At 63.3% G+C, this 15,762-nt stretch carries 16 protein-coding genes; 11 read left to right on the top strand and 5 right to left on the bottom strand.

Annotation, left to right across the window (positions count from 1 at the left end; all coding sequences use genetic code 11):
• Positions 1–201 precede the first annotated feature (201 nt).
• Both CGZ66_RS25990 and CGZ66_RS25995 read right to left on the bottom strand, forming a co-directional pair.
• On the bottom strand, positions 202–567 hold the full coding sequence (locus CGZ66_RS25990) for a cell division protein ZapA (protein WP_095089345.1): 366 nt from the start codon (positions 565–567) through the stop codon (positions 202–204).
• An 18-nt stretch (positions 568–585) separates the two neighbouring features.
• Complete coding sequence (locus CGZ66_RS25995; protein WP_095089347.1) at positions 586–858, bottom strand: DUF4164 domain-containing protein; 273 nt, start codon at positions 856–858, stop codon at positions 586–588.
• Between the two features lie 262 nt (positions 859–1,120).
• Here CGZ66_RS25995 and tkt point away from each other — a divergent pair, with 262 nt between their 5' ends.
• The 7 genes from tkt to CGZ66_RS26030 all read left to right on the top strand — a co-directional run bounded on the left by tkt (position 1,121) and on the right by CGZ66_RS26030 (position 10,737).
• Positions 1,121–3,112 carry a transketolase gene (gene tkt / locus CGZ66_RS26000; RefSeq protein WP_095089349.1) on the top strand — a complete coding sequence of 664 codons (1,992 nt, stop codon included), beginning with the start codon at positions 1,121–1,123 and terminating at the stop codon, positions 3,110–3,112.
• 210 nt (positions 3,113–3,322) lie between these two features.
• Positions 3,323–4,333 carry a type I glyceraldehyde-3-phosphate dehydrogenase gene (gene gap, locus CGZ66_RS26005; protein WP_095089351.1) on the top strand — a complete coding sequence of 337 codons (1,011 nt, stop codon included), beginning with the start codon at positions 3,323–3,325 and terminating at the stop codon, positions 4,331–4,333.
• Positions 4,334–4,550: 217 nt separating this feature from the next.
• Positions 4,551–6,440: a potassium/proton antiporter gene (locus CGZ66_RS26010; RefSeq protein ID WP_095089353.1), complete on the top strand. Its 1,890-nt coding sequence runs from the start codon at positions 4,551–4,553 to the stop codon at positions 6,438–6,440.
• 144 nt (positions 6,441–6,584) lie between these two features.
• Entirely contained in the window at positions 6,585–7,781 is a 1,197-nt protein-coding gene (locus CGZ66_RS26015) for a phosphoglycerate kinase (protein ID WP_095089355.1), read from the top strand.
• A gap of 186 nt (positions 7,782–7,967) precedes the next feature.
• On the top strand, positions 7,968–8,993 hold the full coding sequence (locus CGZ66_RS26020) for a class I fructose-bisphosphate aldolase (RefSeq protein WP_095089357.1): 1,026 nt from the start codon (positions 7,968–7,970) through the stop codon (positions 8,991–8,993).
• Positions 8,994–9,225: 232 nt separating this feature from the next.
• The gene (locus CGZ66_RS26025; protein ID WP_095089614.1) at positions 9,226–10,011 is read left to right on the top strand and encodes a DUF899 domain-containing protein; all 786 of its coding nucleotides are present in this window, start codon (positions 9,226–9,228) and stop codon (positions 10,009–10,011) included.
• 9 nt (positions 10,012–10,020) lie between these two features.
• Complete coding sequence (locus CGZ66_RS26030) at positions 10,021–10,737, top strand: SGNH/GDSL hydrolase family protein (RefSeq protein ID WP_095089359.1); 717 nt, start codon at positions 10,021–10,023, stop codon at positions 10,735–10,737.
• Positions 10,738–10,859: 122 nt separating this feature from the next.
• Here the strand turns inward: CGZ66_RS26030 and CGZ66_RS26035 are convergent, their stop codons facing one another.
• Together CGZ66_RS26035 and CGZ66_RS26040 are read right to left on the bottom strand one after the other, a co-directional pair.
• Positions 10,860–11,021: a hypothetical protein gene (locus CGZ66_RS26035; protein WP_095089616.1), complete on the bottom strand. Its 162-nt coding sequence runs from the start codon at positions 11,019–11,021 to the stop codon at positions 10,860–10,862.
• A 114-nt stretch (positions 11,022–11,135) separates the two neighbouring features.
• Entirely contained in the window at positions 11,136–12,083 is a 948-nt protein-coding gene (locus CGZ66_RS26040; protein ID WP_095089361.1) for a ring-cleaving dioxygenase, read from the bottom strand.
• Between the two features lie 310 nt (positions 12,084–12,393).
• Here CGZ66_RS26040 and CGZ66_RS26045 point away from each other — a divergent pair, with 310 nt between their 5' ends.
• The 4 genes from CGZ66_RS26045 (at position 12,394) to CGZ66_RS26060 (ending at position 14,594) form a co-directional block, all read left to right on the top strand.
• Positions 12,394–12,561 carry a hypothetical protein gene (locus CGZ66_RS26045; protein ID WP_095089363.1) on the top strand — a complete coding sequence of 56 codons (168 nt, stop codon included), beginning with the start codon at positions 12,394–12,396 and terminating at the stop codon, positions 12,559–12,561.
• Between the two features lie 83 nt (positions 12,562–12,644).
• Positions 12,645–13,235, top strand: coding sequence for a DJ-1/PfpI family protein (locus CGZ66_RS26050; protein ID WP_095089365.1), 591 nt, complete (start codon positions 12,645–12,647; stop codon positions 13,233–13,235).
• Positions 13,236–13,393: 158 nt separating this feature from the next.
• Positions 13,394–13,804 carry a hypothetical protein gene (locus tag CGZ66_RS26055; protein WP_167392250.1) on the top strand — a complete coding sequence of 137 codons (411 nt, stop codon included), beginning with the start codon at positions 13,394–13,396 and terminating at the stop codon, positions 13,802–13,804.
• Positions 13,805–13,874: 70 nt separating this feature from the next.
• Positions 13,875–14,594 carry a helix-turn-helix transcriptional regulator gene (locus CGZ66_RS26060; protein WP_095089366.1) on the top strand — a complete coding sequence of 240 codons (720 nt, stop codon included), beginning with the start codon at positions 13,875–13,877 and terminating at the stop codon, positions 14,592–14,594.
• Positions 14,595–14,739: 145 nt separating this feature from the next.
• On the opposite strand, the gene CGZ66_RS26065 is transcribed toward CGZ66_RS26060, so the two are convergent.
• Positions 14,740–15,432 (bottom strand): DUF1013 domain-containing protein, encoded by a 693-nt coding sequence (locus tag CGZ66_RS26065; protein WP_095089368.1) that lies wholly within the window; start codon positions 15,430–15,432, stop codon positions 14,740–14,742.
• Positions 15,433–15,762 lie beyond the last annotated feature (330 nt).

Consider the following 15,762-nt stretch of genomic DNA (forward strand, 5'->3'; position numbering starts at 1 on the left):
GCGGCAAACCATGCCGCCATCAAGGCGTCCCCACGTTCCGGCATTGCTGCATCTTAGCGCAAAAATCGCGGCCGCGAGATAATATGAAACTCTTGTCGGCGGCAGAACGAGCATTTTTGTGCAGCCGGCGGCAACGCCAGTGCATGCGAGCCACGAGCCACGAGCCACGAGCCACGTGTGGACAGGAAGGCTCCGTGCGGCTCAAGCCTTGTTGACGGCCAGCGTCTCGGTCAGATCTTCCATGCGCTGCGCCAGTGCACCAAGCGCGTTGGTCAGCACGCTGTCGTTCTTGTCGGCCTTGGTCAGCGCATCGTCGCGCGTCTTGCGCAAGGTCAGCACTTCGCTTTCCATGCCCTTGACGCGCTTCTGCAACTCCGAGAGCTCGTCCATCACCATGATGCCGGCCATGACGGTCAGCCGCTGGTCGCCGATCTCGCCAAATGAGTCCTTCAGATGCAAGACATAGCGGTCGAAGCGTTCCGCAAGATCGATCAGATGCTCTTCCTGACCTTCGTCGCAGGCCATCCGATACTGCTTGCCGTCGATGGAAACCGTGACCTGTGCCATGAGCCTACCTGTCCAGCCCTATCTGTCCAACACAGCGCGGATGGTTTCCATGGCGGTCACCAGCCGTCGCGACACTTCCTTGTTGGCATCTTCCAGCCTTTCGGCGCGCGCTTCGGAATTGTCGAGTTCTTGCGCCAGCCGGGATCTGTCGGCATTCATCCGCTGTACCTCGGCCTCGGCTTCCGAGTAATCGCGTTCATGCTCGAGCTTGGCCGCGACAGCATTTTCCAGCCCCTCGATGGCCTTACCCAGCCTGGAGATGACTTCCTTGAGCGTGGTTTCCCCGGTCATGGCCTTCGTCCTGTGCCCTGCCCATCACCGAATCGTTCGCGTTCAGAACGCGTTATCCGCGAAACATTAGGCACCGGGTGAAGGCAACGTCAACAAAGCTCTCGCGACTGTCCCCTGCTAACGCTAATGTAGGCCCGCCGTCGGCATCATAAGACCGGCAAATACGCACCGATTTGTTGACTAAAAGCCCGCGCCTGCTATGTGTCGCGCACCCTTTTCCAGGGCTCTCCCCAGCCCCCAAACCCCCATTTCTGGAGGAACCATGACGTCGCGTGAACAACATGACCGGATGGCCAATGCGATCCGCTTTCTCTCCATGGACGCCGTCGAGAAGGCTCAGTCCGGCCATCCCGGCCTGCCCATGGGCTGCGCCGACATCGCCACGGTGCTGTTCACACGCTTCCTGAAATATGATCCCAAGGCCCCGCACTGGCCCGATCGCGACCGCTTCATCCTCTCGGCCGGTCACGGCTCGATGCTGCTCTATTCGCTGCTGCATCTGACCGGCTATGAAGACATGACCATCGACCAGATCAAGCATTTCCGCCAGTTGGGCTCGAAGACCGCCGGCCACCCTGAATATGGTCACGCCACCGGCATCGAAACGACGACCGGCCCGCTCGGCCAGGGTCTCGCCAATTCGGTCGGCTTCGCGCTCGGCGAGCGCATCATGAACGCCGCCTTCGGCAACGACCTCGTCAATCACTACACCTACGTGCTGGCCGGCGATGGCTGCCTGATGGAAGGCGTCAGCCAGGAGGCCATCGCACTTGCCGGGCACCTCAAGCTCAACAAGCTGATCGTCTTCTGGGACAACAACAACATCTCGATCGATGGCCCGGTGTCGCTCGCCGACAACACCGACCAGGTCGCCCGCTTCCAGGCTTCCGGCTGGAACGCCAGCCACATCGACGGCACGGATCCGGAAGCGATCGCCTATGCCATCGAAGCCGCCCGCCATTCCGACAAGCCGACGATGATCGCCTGCAAGACGACCATCGGCTTCGGCGCGCCGACCAAGGCCGGCACCAACAAGGCACACGGCTCGCCGCTCGGCGCCGACGAGATTGCCGGCGCGCGGAAGTTCTTCAACTGGGATTCGCCGCCCTTCGAGATTCCGGCCGACATCCTCGACGCATGGCGCACCGCCGGCAAGGCCGGCGTCAACGCGCGTACCGACTGGGAAGGCCGCCTCGCCAAGGCCGAAGCGAAGCTGAAGGCTGAGTTCGAGCGCCGTATCGCCGGCAAGCTGCCGTCCAACTTCGACGCCGTCATTGCCGACTACAAGAAGAAGCTCTCTGTCGACAAGCCGAAGGTCGCCACCCGCAAATCGTCGGAAATGGCGCTGGAGGTCATCAACGGCGCCGTGCCCGAGACCATCGGTGGCTCCGCCGACCTGACCGGCTCCAACAACACAAAGACCAGCCAGACCAAGAACATCTCGCCGGACGATTATGGCCAGCGCTACGTCCACTATGGTATCCGCGAGCATGGCATGGCCGCCGCACTCAATGGACTGACGCTGCATGGCGGCCTGATCGCCTATGGCGGCACCTTCATGTGCTTCTCCGATTATGCCCGTCCGTCGATGCGGCTGGCCTCGCTGATGGGCATCCGTTCGATCTTCGTGATGACCCATGATTCCATCGGTCTGGGCGAAGACGGCCCGACCCATCAGCCGGTCGAGCATCTGGCGGCACTGCGCGCCATTCCCAACCACAATGTCTTCCGTCCGGCCGATGCGGTGGAAACCGCCGAATGCTGGCAGATCGCTCTCGAGTCGGAAAAGACGCCGTCAACGCTGGCGCTGACCCGCCAGAACCTGCCGACAGTGCGCACCGAATTCTCGGCCAAGAACCTGAGCAGCCAGGGCGGCTACGAACTGGCCGCTGCCAGCGGGGAGGCCGCGGTGACGATCTTCGCCAGCGGCTCCGAGGTCGAGATCGCGCTCGCCGCCCGCGAGTTGCTGGAAAAGCATGGTCATCCGACCCGCGTCGTGTCGATGCCTTGCTTCGAATTGTTCGACAAGCAGAGCGACGACTACCGCATGAAGACGATCGGCAGCGCGCCGATCAAGATGGCGATCGAGGCGGGCATCCGCCAGGGCTGGGATCATCTCATCGGCTCCGACGGCATCTTCATCGGCATGACCGGCTTCGGCGCCAGCGGCACCATCGAACAGCTTTATCCGCATTTCGGCATCACCGCCGATGCCGCCGCCAAGGCAGCGGAAGCCCGCTTGCACGGCAAGTAAGGTCTTGCATGTCGCCCAAAAGCGTATCGCGGTTTTGGACAACGACAGGCTGAAGCAAAAAGTGCTCCGGCGAAACGCACAAAGCGATTTCGCCGGACTGGCCCAACCTAATCGATTTAAATCCATGTCGCTGCGGCTGGATTCTTTCCGCTTCCGCCGCTATGAAGCTGCGGACCCATCGTCTGCCCTCCAGCTCCCCGGGAGAGAAAAATGACCGTCAGAGTTGCCATCAACGGATTCGGCCGCATCGGCCGCAACATCCTGCGCGCCATCCATGAATCAGGCCGCAAGGACATCGACGTCGTCGCCGTCAACGATCTCGGCCCGGTCGAGACCAATGCCCATCTCCTGCGCTTCGACAGCGTGCATGGCCGCTTCCCGCACGAGGTCTCGGTCTCCGGCGACCAGATCACCGTCGGCAAGGAAAAGTTCAAGGTCACCGCAATCAAGGATCCGACGCAGCTGCCGTGGAAGGAACTCGGCGTCGACATCGCGCTCGAATGCACCGGCATCTTCACCGCCCGTGACAAGGCCGCTGCGCATCTGACCGCCGGCGCCAAGCGCGTGCTGGTCTCCGCGCCGGCCGAAGGCGCCGACCTCACCGTCGTCTACGGCATCAACCACGACAAGCTGACCAAGGACCACATCGTCATCTCGAACGCGTCATGCACCACCAACTGCCTGGCGCCGCTGGCCGCCGTGCTGCACGAGACGGTCGGCATTGAAAAGGGCATGATGACGACGATCCATTCCTATACCGGCGACCAGCCAACGCTGGACACCATGCACAAGGATCTCTACCGCGCCCGCGCCGCTGCCTTGTCGCAGATCCCGACCTCGACCGGTGCCGCCAAGGCGATCGGCCTCGTCCTGCCCGACCTCAAGGGTAAGCTCGACGGCATCTCGATCCGCGTGCCGACCCCGAACGTCTCGGTCGTCGATTTCAAGTTCATCGCCAAGCGGCCGACCACCGTCCAGGAGATCAACGATGCGGTCATCGCTGCGTCCAACGGCAAGCTGAAGGGCATTCTCGGCGTCACCCATCACCCGAACGTCTCGATCGACTTCAACCACGATCCGCGCTCCTCGATCATGGCGCTCGACCAGACCAAGGTCATGGACGGTAACTTCGTGTCGGTGCTGTCCTGGTACGACAATGAATGGGGCTTCTCCAACCGCATGGCCGACACGGCGGTCGCCTTCAGCAAGACCATCGCCTGATCGCGACGCCTTCCTTCGAGACCTGAAACGCCCGGCTTTGTCCGGGCGTTTTTCATGCGAGCGCCGTGCGCCTTCTCAAATTGTGCCCTGAGCGCCAAAGCGCCCGAAAATCAGCGGCATAGGGCAAAAAACCACCCCGCCGCCTTGCACTGGTCACGTCTTCGCCCCACTCTGCCGTAAACCAGGAGACAGACGAATTTGAGGGGCTGATTTCAGGATGGAGCACGCGATCTATCTCGTCACGCTGGTCGGCACAGCACTTGTCGTCGCCGCCGCGTTTTCGAGCCTGATCGCCTTCCGCTTCGGCGCCCCGCTTCTGCTTCTGTTTCTCTGCATCGGATTGGCCACCGGCACCGACGGCCTCGGCATCGAGTTCGACAACGCCCGCATCGCCTATTTTGCCGGCTCACTGGCGCTGGCCGTCATCCTGTTCGATTCCGGTTTCGGCACCCCGCTCAACGCCTTGCGGCAGGCGGCGGGACCGGCGCTGTCGCTGGCGACCTTCGGCGTGCTTCTCACCACCGGCCTGTTTGGCGCCGCCGCCCACTACCTGCTCGACCTCACCTGGCTCGAATCCTTCCTGCTCGGCGCCGCCGTCGCCTCCACCGATGCCGCGGCGGTGTTCTTCCTGCTGCGTGCCGGCGAGATCAATCTGCGCGAGCGCGTGCGCTCCACGCTCGAGGTGGAATCCGGCACCAACGACCCGATCGCCATTTTCCTCACCATCACGCTGGTCGAGATCATCGCCGCTCACGCCAACCCCGAGGCCAATGTGCTGGTCACCAGCCTGGCCCTAGGCTTCCTGCTCAACATGGGCCTCGGCGCCGTCGTCGGCGCGCTTGGCGGCCTCGCCATCGTGCGCCTCGTCGACCGGCTCAATCTCGATCACGGCTTGCTGCCGATCTTCGTGCTGACCTTGTCGCTGATGATCTTTGCCGCCGCCGGCGCCATCGGCGGCTCGGGCTTCCTGGCGGTTTATCTCGCGGGCCTGATCGCCGGTAATTCCGACATCCGCGCCGTCACCATCCTCAAGCGCTTCCAGGACGGCATGTCGTGGCTGGCGCAGATCATCATGTTCCTGATCCTAGGCCTGTTCGCGACGCCGTCGCAATTTCCGGCGATCATGGTGCCGGGGGTAGCGCTCGGTCTGTTCCTGATGTTTGTCGCCCGCCCGATCGCGGTCTGGCTCTGCCTGATCCCGTTCCGCTTGCCGCGCCCCGAAGTCGCCTTTGTCTCCTGGGTCGGTCTGCGTGGCGCCGTGTCGATCCTGCTCGCCATCACCCCGCTCCTTGGTGGTTTGGAAAACGGCCGTGTCATCTTCAACACCGCCTTCATCATCGTGCTGGTGTCGCTGGTCATCCAGGGCTGGACGGTTGGGCCGCTGGCACGTCGCCTCGGCCTGATCGTGCCGGCGCGGCTCGGCCCGCTGGACAAGGTCGAGCTGGAGCTGCCGGGCTCGGCCCATCACGAGCTTCTTGCCTATCGCGTGGCACACGGCAGTCCCGTGGCGCGCGGCGAGCGCATTCCGCGCTGGGCGCGGCCCTCGCTGGTGCTGCGCGACGGGCGCTCGATGCGCTTCCAGGACATGGGCAGGCTCGCCGCCGGCGACCAGGTCTATATTTTCGTGCCGGATCGCTATCCGCGCCTGCTCGACAAGCTGTTCGCCAGCCGCGCGGTGGTCGATCCCGAGGATGCAGATTTCTTCGGCGCCTTCGCCGTGGACCCCGCGCGCTCCGCCGCCGAACTGGAAGCCGCCTATGCGCCCGGTCTGACTGAAGCGGAGCAAAAGCTCACCGTCGGCGCGCTGGTCACTGGGCGGCTCGGCGGCCATGCCGAATATGCCGACCGTGTACTGCTCGGTCCGATCGAGCTGATCGTCCGCGACGTCGACGACAAGGGCAAGATCATTGGCCTCGGCCTTTCCTTCGAGCCGACCGCACCGGTGGCGCGGGTGCCGGTTTTCCTGAGCGCCGGCGAAATCGGCGACCGGCTCTCTGCCTTTATCCGCAACTGGCGCAAACCGACCGAGATGCAATTGGCCGAGGCGCGGGCGGACGAGAAGCCTGCGCCGGAACCGGCAGCGGAAAAGGCTGCGACCGAAAGCTGACACGGCGATTGCTGCGCTACCCCTCGTCCGCCTGCCGGCACAGCCCCGGTCCCGACTTCAAAATTTCGTATCGAACCCAGCCTAAGCCTTGCATCATCGTTGGCGCGGGGTATGGTCCCCCGATTTTTTGCGAAAGGAACCTGCATGGCCGCCTTCAAGACCCTCGACGACATCGGCAACATCAGCGGCAAGCGCGTGCTGGTGCGCGTCGACCTCAACGTGCCTGTCGCCGACGGCAAGGTCACCGACGCCACCCGCATCGAACGCATCGCGCCGACCATCGCCGAACTGTCCGGCAAGGGCGCCAAGGTTATCCTGCTCGCCCATTTCGGTCGGCCCAAGGATGGCCCCTCGCCCGAATTCTCGCTGGAGCCGATCGCCAGGGCGACAGCCGATGTGCTTGGCCGGCCCGTCGGCTTCGCCAGCGATTGCGTCGGCGACACGGCGGGAAGCGCCATCGCCGCCATGGACAAGGGCGACGTGCTGCTGCTCGAAAACACCCGTTTCTACAAGGCCGAGGAGAAGAACGATCCGGCTTTCACCGAAAGGCTCGCCGCCTGCGGCGACATCTTCGTCAACGACGCCTTTTCCGCGGCGCACCGCGCCCACGCCTCGACCGAGGGGCTGGCGCGTCTGTTGCCGGCCTTCGCCGGCCGCACCATGCAGGCTGAGCTCGAGGCGCTGGAGAGGGGTCTCGGAAATCCGGTCCGTCCGGTGGTTGCCATTGTCGGCGGTGCCAAGGTCTCGACCAAGATCGACCTGTTGATGAATCTGGTGAAGAAGGTCGACGCGCTGGTCATCGGTGGCGGCATGGCCAACACGTTCCTTGCCGCGCGCGGCACCGATGTCGGCAAATCGCTGTGCGAGCATGATCTCGCCAGCACTGCCAAGCAGATCATGATCGAAGCGGCCGAGGCCGGCTGCGCCATCATCCTGCCGGTCGACGGCGTCGTCGCGAAGGAATTCAAGGCCGGTGCGGCCTGCGAGACCGTCGCCATCTCGGATGTGCCGGCCGACGGCATGATCCTCGATGTCGGCGCCAAAACGGTGGCGACCATTGGTGAATGGATCGACCGCGCCGCAACGCTGGTCTGGAATGGCCCGCTCGGCGCTTTCGAGATCGCGCCCTTCGACCATGCGACGGTGGCGGCGGCGAAGCACGCGGCGGCGCGCACCAAAGCCGGCAAGCTGGTCTCGGTCGCCGGCGGCGGCGACACGGTGGCGGCTCTCAACCATGCCGGCGTCGCCGACGACTTCACCTATGTCTCGACCGCCGGTGGCGCTTTCCTGGAATGGATGGAAGGCAAGCCGCTGCCCGGCGTCGACGTGCTGAAGCACTAATGCATTCTTCAGCCAGGCGGAAACGCCTGGCGCCTCGGAAATGCGGCTAAACCGAACGCCCCGATCAACACAAAGAGAGCGGGCAAGGGCTCTCAAGACTTTCAATCGATTCGAGCTTTCCGATGCCATTCCTTTGGCGGTAGACTTCCGTTAAGCGCGGAAGACAACCGTTTCAGGAGAAGCAGAATGAGCGAACGTCTCGAAGACATTGCCGCCGCGATCGTGGCCGATGGCAAGGGCTTGCTGGCCGCCGACGAAAGTTCCGGCACCATCAAGAAGCGTTTCGACGTCATCGGCGTCGAATCGACCGCCGACAGCCGTCGCGACTACCGCGAGATGATGTTCCGCGCCAGGGAGGCGATGACCCGGTATATTTCCGGCGTCATCCTCTACGACGAGACGATCCGCCAGAAGGCCGCCGACGGCACGCCGCTGGTCGATATCATCAAGGCGGCCGGCGCCATCCCCGGCATCAAGGTCGATGCCGGCGCCAAGCCTCTGGCCGGTTTCCCCGGCGACACCGTCACCGAGGGCCTCGATGGCCTGCGTGAGCGCCTTGCCGACTACTACAAGCTCGGCGCCCGCTTCGCCAAATGGCGCGCGGTGATCGACATCGACACCGGCAAGGGCGTGCCTTCGGCCAATTCGATCAGCTCGAACGCCCATGCGCTCGCCCGCTATGCAGCACTTTGCCAGGAAGCCGGCATCGTGCCGATCGTGGAGCCGGAAGTGCTGATGGACGGCGCCCACGACATCGACACCTGTTATGCGATTTCGAAGGCGACGCTGATCAAGCTCTATGACGAGCTCCATGCGGCACGCGTCGTGCTCGAAGGCACGATCCTGAAGCCCAACATGGTGCTGGCTGGCAAGAAATCGGGCAAGGTGAGTAGCCCGGAAGAAGTCGCGGAAAAAACCATAAAACTGTTCCGCGAGACTGTGCCGGCAGCGGTGCCTGGCATCGCCTTCCTCTCCGGCGGTCAGGAGGACGAGGAAGCGACCGCCAACCTCAACGCCATCAACGCCATCGGGCCGCACCCGTGGAAGCTGACCTTCTCCTATGGCCGCGCCCTGCAGGCCGCGCCGCAGAAAGCGTGGAGCGGCAAGGCCTCGAACGTCGCCGCCGGCCAGGCCGCCTTCACCCACCGTGCCCACATGAACCATCTGGCCGCACTTGGGAAATGGAAGGCGAGCCTGGAACAGGCCGCCTGATCGGGGCTTTTTCTGTCTTCCTTCGAACCCGGGCCGCTGCGCCCGGGTTTCTTGTTTGTGGCTTGCCTGGACTTGGGACGACGCGCCTGCATCCCTACTTCCTCTCCGGCGCTGGAACGTGATCCCGAAACTGGAATCCGGTTTCGCAAGATCATGCTCAAAAACAAACAACCGGCGATGTCGGTTTTCGCCCGTCCCGAACGTCCTTGGGATGACAGACAGGGAGAGGTTCATGCATCGCAACAAGGTCGTTTCGCGCGAAGACTGGTTCCAGGCGCACAAGGCGCATCTGACCCGCGAGAAGGAACTGACGCGGCTTCGCGAACGCATCTGCGCTGAGCGGCGTGAACTGCCCTGGCTGAAGATCCGCAAGGATTATGTCTTCGAGACCGGGCAAGGGCCGAGGAATTTGGCGAACCTGTTTGCCGAGAACAGCCAGTTGATCGTCTACCACTTCATGTTCGGGCCGGGGTGCAACCATCATTGCGAAGGTTGCTCGTTCCTTGCCGACCATATCGACGGCGCCAACCAGCACCTCAGGCATCACGACGTGTCGCTGGTCGTGATCTCGCGGGCGCCGCTGGCCGAATTGCTGCCCTACAAGCAGCGCATGGGCTGGAAGTTCGACTGGGTGTCGTCCTATGCCTCGGATTTCAACTTCGACATGCAGGTTTCCTTCACCGACAAGCAGATCGCGGCTGGCGACACCACTTACAATTTCGAGACCATTCCCCGGACGTCGAAGGAGCTTCCCGGCACCAGCGTTTTCTACCGAGACGAGAACGGCGACATCTTTCTCACCTTCATGTCGCGCGCCCGCGGCGGCGAGGCGCTGATCGGCACGTATGATTATCTCGACATGGCGCCGAAGGGCCGTAACGAGACCGGCCCCTATCATGGCCTGATGGACTGGGTGCGGCTGCACGATGAATATGGCGACCGGTCTGGAGAGCAGGAGACCTGTTGCGATCAGCGTGTCGGCGAGCCGGCCGTTCACCTCGAGCGCAACATGCGCTAAAGGGTGCGCATGCAGCGCCCTCTCGCCCTTCTCACCTGGCTCGCCTACCCGGTCTATGTCTGGCAAGGCCTCGGCGTGCGCCGCCGCACCACGCGCATGCTGCCGGCGCAGGGTCCGGTCATGCACGATCTCCCGGGCAAGGCGCCACCAATCTCGCTTCTGGTGCTGGGGGATTCCTCGGCCGCTTCGGTTGGCATCGGCAATTCGGAGAACGGGCTTGCCGCGCAACTCGCCGTGCTGATTGCGCAGAACACCGGCCGCGCCGTGTGCTGGCGGGCGGCCGGCTTCAATTCGGCAACGTCGGGCCAGATCCGCGACCATGTCCTGCCCAATCTGTCGGCCGATCCGTGGACGCATATCGTGCTCGCCATCGGCACCAACGACACCAAGAATTTTCACTCGGTGCCGCGCTTCAAGAAGGAGTTCGGCGGCCTGCTCTATGCGCTGCGCGCCAAATGGCCGGAAGCGCGCGTGGTGTGGTCGCCGGTGCTGGAGTTCACGCGGGCACCTGCCATGCCGTCGTTGCTCGGCAAGATCCTGGAGATCCGCGCCACCGAGATGAACCGGATGGGCGAACGCCTTTGCCTGGAACGCGGCGCGGTGCCAGCGCCGCGCCTGCCGATCACAAATCCTGACGAGGGTTTTGCCTCCGACGGTTTTCATGCCTCGGAAGCCGGCTACCGGGCCTGGGCTGAGCATCTCGTGGGCCTGGTGCTGGCCAGCTGAACCGAGGTCGGGCTCGCTTGACGCGGGCCTAAAGCAATTCCAGGAAAAGTGTGAAACGGTTTTCCGTCCGGAATTGCGTCAGAACAAAGAGATAGAGCGTTTCCGTGAACCGATGAACCGCTCTATGTCCAGTGTCCGAGCACGGCTGTTATGGAAATCGCCGCCATCGCCAGCAGCGCCAGCTTCCAGGAGTCGCTGCGCCGTTTCAGCCCCGGCCAGCCGAGCGGCTTGATCAGCTGGATGACCATGATGCCAACAATGACGAGCGCGAGGAGTTTCGACATGCCGCCTTTGACCAGCAACACGGCCGGCTGTCAAAGCACGTCGTCGTTGCCCGAGAAGAATGGGCGCCGCGATCCCGAGCCGGAACGCGGCGCCCGCCTTGACTGAGGAACGATCTACTTCAGCGGCTTGAGGCCGGCCTCGATCGAGGCGCGCTTCGGTTCGAGGAACGGCGGCAAGGCCAGCTTTTCACCCAGCGTCTCCAGCGGCTCGTCGGCGGTGAACCCCGGCCCATCGGTGGCGATCTCGAACAGGATGCCGTTCGGCTCGCGGAAATAGAGCGAACGGAAGTAATAGCGCTCGACCTCGCCGCTCGATGGCAGCCGGAATTCGGCCAGCCGCGCCGTCCATTGATGCAGCGTCTCCTGGTCCGGCGCCCTGAAGGCGACGTGATGGACCGCACCGGCGCCTTGCCTTGCCGGCGCCAGTCCAGGCTGCACCAGGACATGAAGCTCCGCCGCCGGTCCGCCCTCGCCCATTTCGAAGACGTGAACCTGGCCTTCGGGCGAGGCATAGTCGCGGGCCTTGCGCATGTTCATCACTTGCGTCACCACCGCCTCGGTGTTGGTGATGTCGGGAACGCTGATGACGATCGGCCCGAGTCCCCGGATCTGATGCTCGGCCGGCACCGGGCTTTGCGCCCAGGGGTGGCTGTCGCCCTTGCTGTCATCGCTGATGAGGCGCAGACGCTGGCCCTCAGGATCTTCGAAATCCAGACTGCGGTAGCCGCCGATGTCGACGATCTCGCTCGTCGCGATGTTTTCGCTGGTCAGGTGCTGCTTCCACCAGGCAAGGCTTTCCTGGCTGCCGACCCTGAGGCTGGTCCGCACGATGCTATGGGTGCCGCGCCGCTCCGGGCCAACCGGCCAGTCGAAGAAGGTAAGATCGGTGCCCGGTGTCGCTTCGCCGTCGGCATAGAAGAGGTGGTAGGCCGAGGTGTCGTCCTGGTTCACCGTCTTCTTGACCAGCCGCAAGCCCAGCACCTTTGTGTAAAAATGAAGATTTCCAGGCGCATTGGCGGTGATTGCCGTCAGATGGTGGATTCCTGTCAGTTGCAGGCTCATGGTCGTCTCCCTGTTTTTGGGGAATAATTTTCTCCCTCCATATCAGAACTTCGGCCACGTCGCTGAAGACCGCGTATCCTGACAGTCCGTCGCTCAGGATTGAACAATGGACCCTCGATCGATATTCGCTCGGTGAACAATCCCGACCGGCAAGCGTGCTGCATGGCCTCGACTTGATGCAGCGAAAACGATGTCTTCTCTCGGGGTACACTGCGATCACAACTATCGTCCGCGCCCTGCCACCCTCCTGACAGACTGCTGTCAGGAGGGGTATGCGATACTGCCTCCAGTTAAAGAGAGGAGACTAGCTATGAACGGTTCCACCCTTCTGCGCGGCGTGCAGCACTATGTCGGCAAGATACGGACGATGCGCAACGAGATCCGCACCCAGCGGTTCATGAACTCGCTGCCGGCGGACATTCGCAAGGATATCGGCTGGCCGGACATGTATGGCGAACGTCGCTACCGCGGCAATTGAGACTAATTTTTCGACACAGCGGTTGGATGTGGGCGCCCCAAGGCCCAGATAATAAGTCCGGCGCGCAAGGGAGGAGCGAGCTCATGCCCGAACAGAAGCAGATCGGCTTTCTTTTCATCGACGGCTTTGCCGACTGGGAATACGGGCTGCTGGCGGCCTCCGCGGTCGAATGGTTCGGTGCGCGCGCCGTATCGCTGACGCCCGGTGGCAAGCCAGTGACCGGGATCAGTGGTTTTCGGTTGACGCCAGATCGCTCTGCTGAAGCTGGGGAGAATGCCGATCTTGACGCCGTCGTCGTCATCGGCTCCGACCAGTGGGCAGGCGAGGCGCCACCGAATGCGGCAGAACTGCTCACCGCTGTTGCGTCGCGCGGCGGCGTCGTTGGCGGTATATGCGCCGGCACGTTGGCGCTGGCCCGAGCCGGCCTGTTCGAGAAGGCCAAGCATACCAGCAATGGCCGCGATTGGATCAATAGTCATGAAGCCGGTTATGCCGGCGACGGCAACTATCAGGACGTGCCGCATGCCGTTGCCGACGGCGCTGTGATTTCCGCGCCGGGCTCGGCGCCGGGCACCTTCGCGCTCGCCTTTCTGAAAACGCTCTATCCGGAAAGAAGCAGCGATCTCGCGCAGATGCGGACGCTGTTCGCCAAGGAGTATGCTGAAGCCTCCTGACAGTATGCTGTCAGGATAGACGTGCAATAGGTGTCGCGAGCAAACTCACTTCGGGAGAAACGCATGGCTTCCATTGCTGCAAAAGCTTCGGCCTGGTTCCAGATTCCCGTCACTGACATGGACAGGACAGGAGCCTTCTACGGGAAGGGCCTCGCGGAATGGTGAAGAGCTGGAACGACAGGCTGAATACGCCCGGTATCAACGGCGTGAAGCCGACGCCGCGCACGATGGCCGATGTCATCGAGGGCCAGCCGATGCTGGTGCCGACTGCACGCCAGGTCGATGATTTCATCCGTTCGATACCGGAAGGCGTCGAGATGGATGTCCGCGCGCTGCGCACGGCGCTTGCCATCGAGCACGGCGCCGAAGTGACATGCCCGGTCACCATCGGCTATCATCTGCGCACTGTTGCCGAGGCCGCCAACGAGGATCTCGAGCGCGGCATGACACTGAGCGATATTGCGCCGTTCTGGCGCGTGCTCGACTCGAACACGCCGACCACGAGAAAACTGTCCTTCGGCGCGGCATTCGTCGCCGCGCAGCGCAAGCGCGAAGGGCTGAAACGATGATGCATGCCGCCCCAAAACTGTTCTGCGGTTTTGGGCGACATGCATAGAAACAACGCCGAGGGACCAAACGATGCGCCGCGCCGACAGGCTCTTCCAGATCGTGCAGCATCTGCGCGGTGGCCGTCTGGTCACCGCCCAGAAGCTCGGCACATGGCTCGAGGTTTCCGAGCGAACCATCTACCGCGATATCGCCGACCTGCAATCGACCGGAGTGCCGATCGACGGCGAGGCCGGGGTTGGCTACATGATGAGGGAGGGTTTCGACCTTCCACCGCTGATGTTCACGCGTGACGAGATCGTCGCGCTGGTTGCCGGCGCCCGCATGGTGCGCGCCTTTGGCGGCGCCGCCATGGCGCGCGCCGCCGACGAGGCGCTGGTCAAGATCGGTGCAGTGCTGCCGGATGCCGAGAAGGACCGCATCGCCCGCACGGAGATCCACACGCCGATGTGGGTGGTCAGCGACGCCGCCCGAGAGGCAATCGACCTGATCGAGCGCGCGGTCGAAAAACGGCAGGTGCTCACCATCGACTATTGCGACGAGGCCGGCCGTGGCACCGCCCGCGATATCCGTCCGCTCGGCCTGTGGTTCTGGGGCAAGGTGTGGACGCTGGTCGCCTGGTGCGAAATGCGCGACGACTTTCGCGCCTTCCGCATCGATCGCATCGCTTCGGTGGTCATCGCCGGCCGCATCTTCAAGCCGGAGCGAGGCAAGCAGCTTGCGGACTTCTATCGGGCGGTGGAGCGCAGCGAGGATTACGGCATGGCGCCGGACCGCGCGGCGCGGACCTAGAGCAACTCCAGGAAATGGGTAAACGGTTTTCCCGGGAAAGCGCGTAGCGGTTTCCATTGGGGAATTGTGTCAAAGTAAAAAGGGACTGCCGGACCGCACAAAAAAAGCCCGCTCGAAGCGGGCTTTTTGTTGGGTGTCGGAAATATCACTCGTCGTCGTTGTCCGTGTTCTTCGACTTCAGGGCCGAGAGCTTGGCGAAAACGGCGTTGGCGTCGAGCTCGGCGTCCTCGTCTTTCGGCTTCTCCGGAGCCGGCACCAGCCGCTCGGTCAAGGCCGCCGGCAAAAGCGTGTCGCCGACCGGCTGCGCCTGTTCGCGGCCCCGCGAAGCGCGGTTGACTTCCATGTCGAGGTCGATCTGCGAGGCGAGGCCCAACGTCACCGGGTCCATCGGCTGCAGATTGGCCGAGTTCCAGTGCTTGCGTTCGCGGATCTGCTCGATCGTCGACTTGGTGGTGCCGACGAGGCGGGAGATCTGCGCATCTTTCAGTTCGGGATGGTTGCGCACCAGCCACAGAATGGCATTCGGCCGGTCCTGGCGCTTAGATAGAGGCGTGTAGCGCGGACCCTTGCGCTTGGATTCCGGCACCCGCACCTTGGGGTCCGAAAGCTTCAGGCGCTGGTTCGGATCCTTTTCGGCGCGCGCGATCTCGTCGCGGGTCAACTGGCCGGTCATGATCGGATCCATGCCCTTGATGCCTTGCGCCGATTCGCCGTCGGCGATCGCCTTGACCTCGAGCGGATGCAGCCCGCAGAACTGCGCGATCTGCTCGAAAGAAAGCGCGGTGTTGTCGACCAGCCAGACGGCAGTCGCCTTGGGCATCAGCAGCGTATTGGCCATTTTAAAAATCCTTCTCGTTCGCCCGCGTTCCCGCGCGGGCGGTGGTTTAGAGCCACCAAAATGGGAAATTCGCGGCCTGTATAGCCGCTCCGTCGCCGCTTCGCAATGTTTTTGGATGTCATCGGCCAGAAACCGTGGCCCGCGACTACTGGAACGGCTTCGCGCTCTTGAGCAGCGACAAACTGGCTTTGCCGACGGAGGCCGCGGTCGACCGGCCTCGTCGGCCGACCCCCAGAACGACAAAACCCGCCGGACTGGGTCCAGCGGGCTCGGAACCGCGACGGGATCCGTCTGATGCGGCTCTGGCTTCCACGGCACCGTCCGCCTGCG

This window comes from Mesorhizobium sophorae (genome assembly GCF_002270415.1).
Taxonomy (GTDB): domain Bacteria; phylum Pseudomonadota; class Alphaproteobacteria; order Rhizobiales; family Rhizobiaceae; genus Mesorhizobium; species Mesorhizobium sophorae.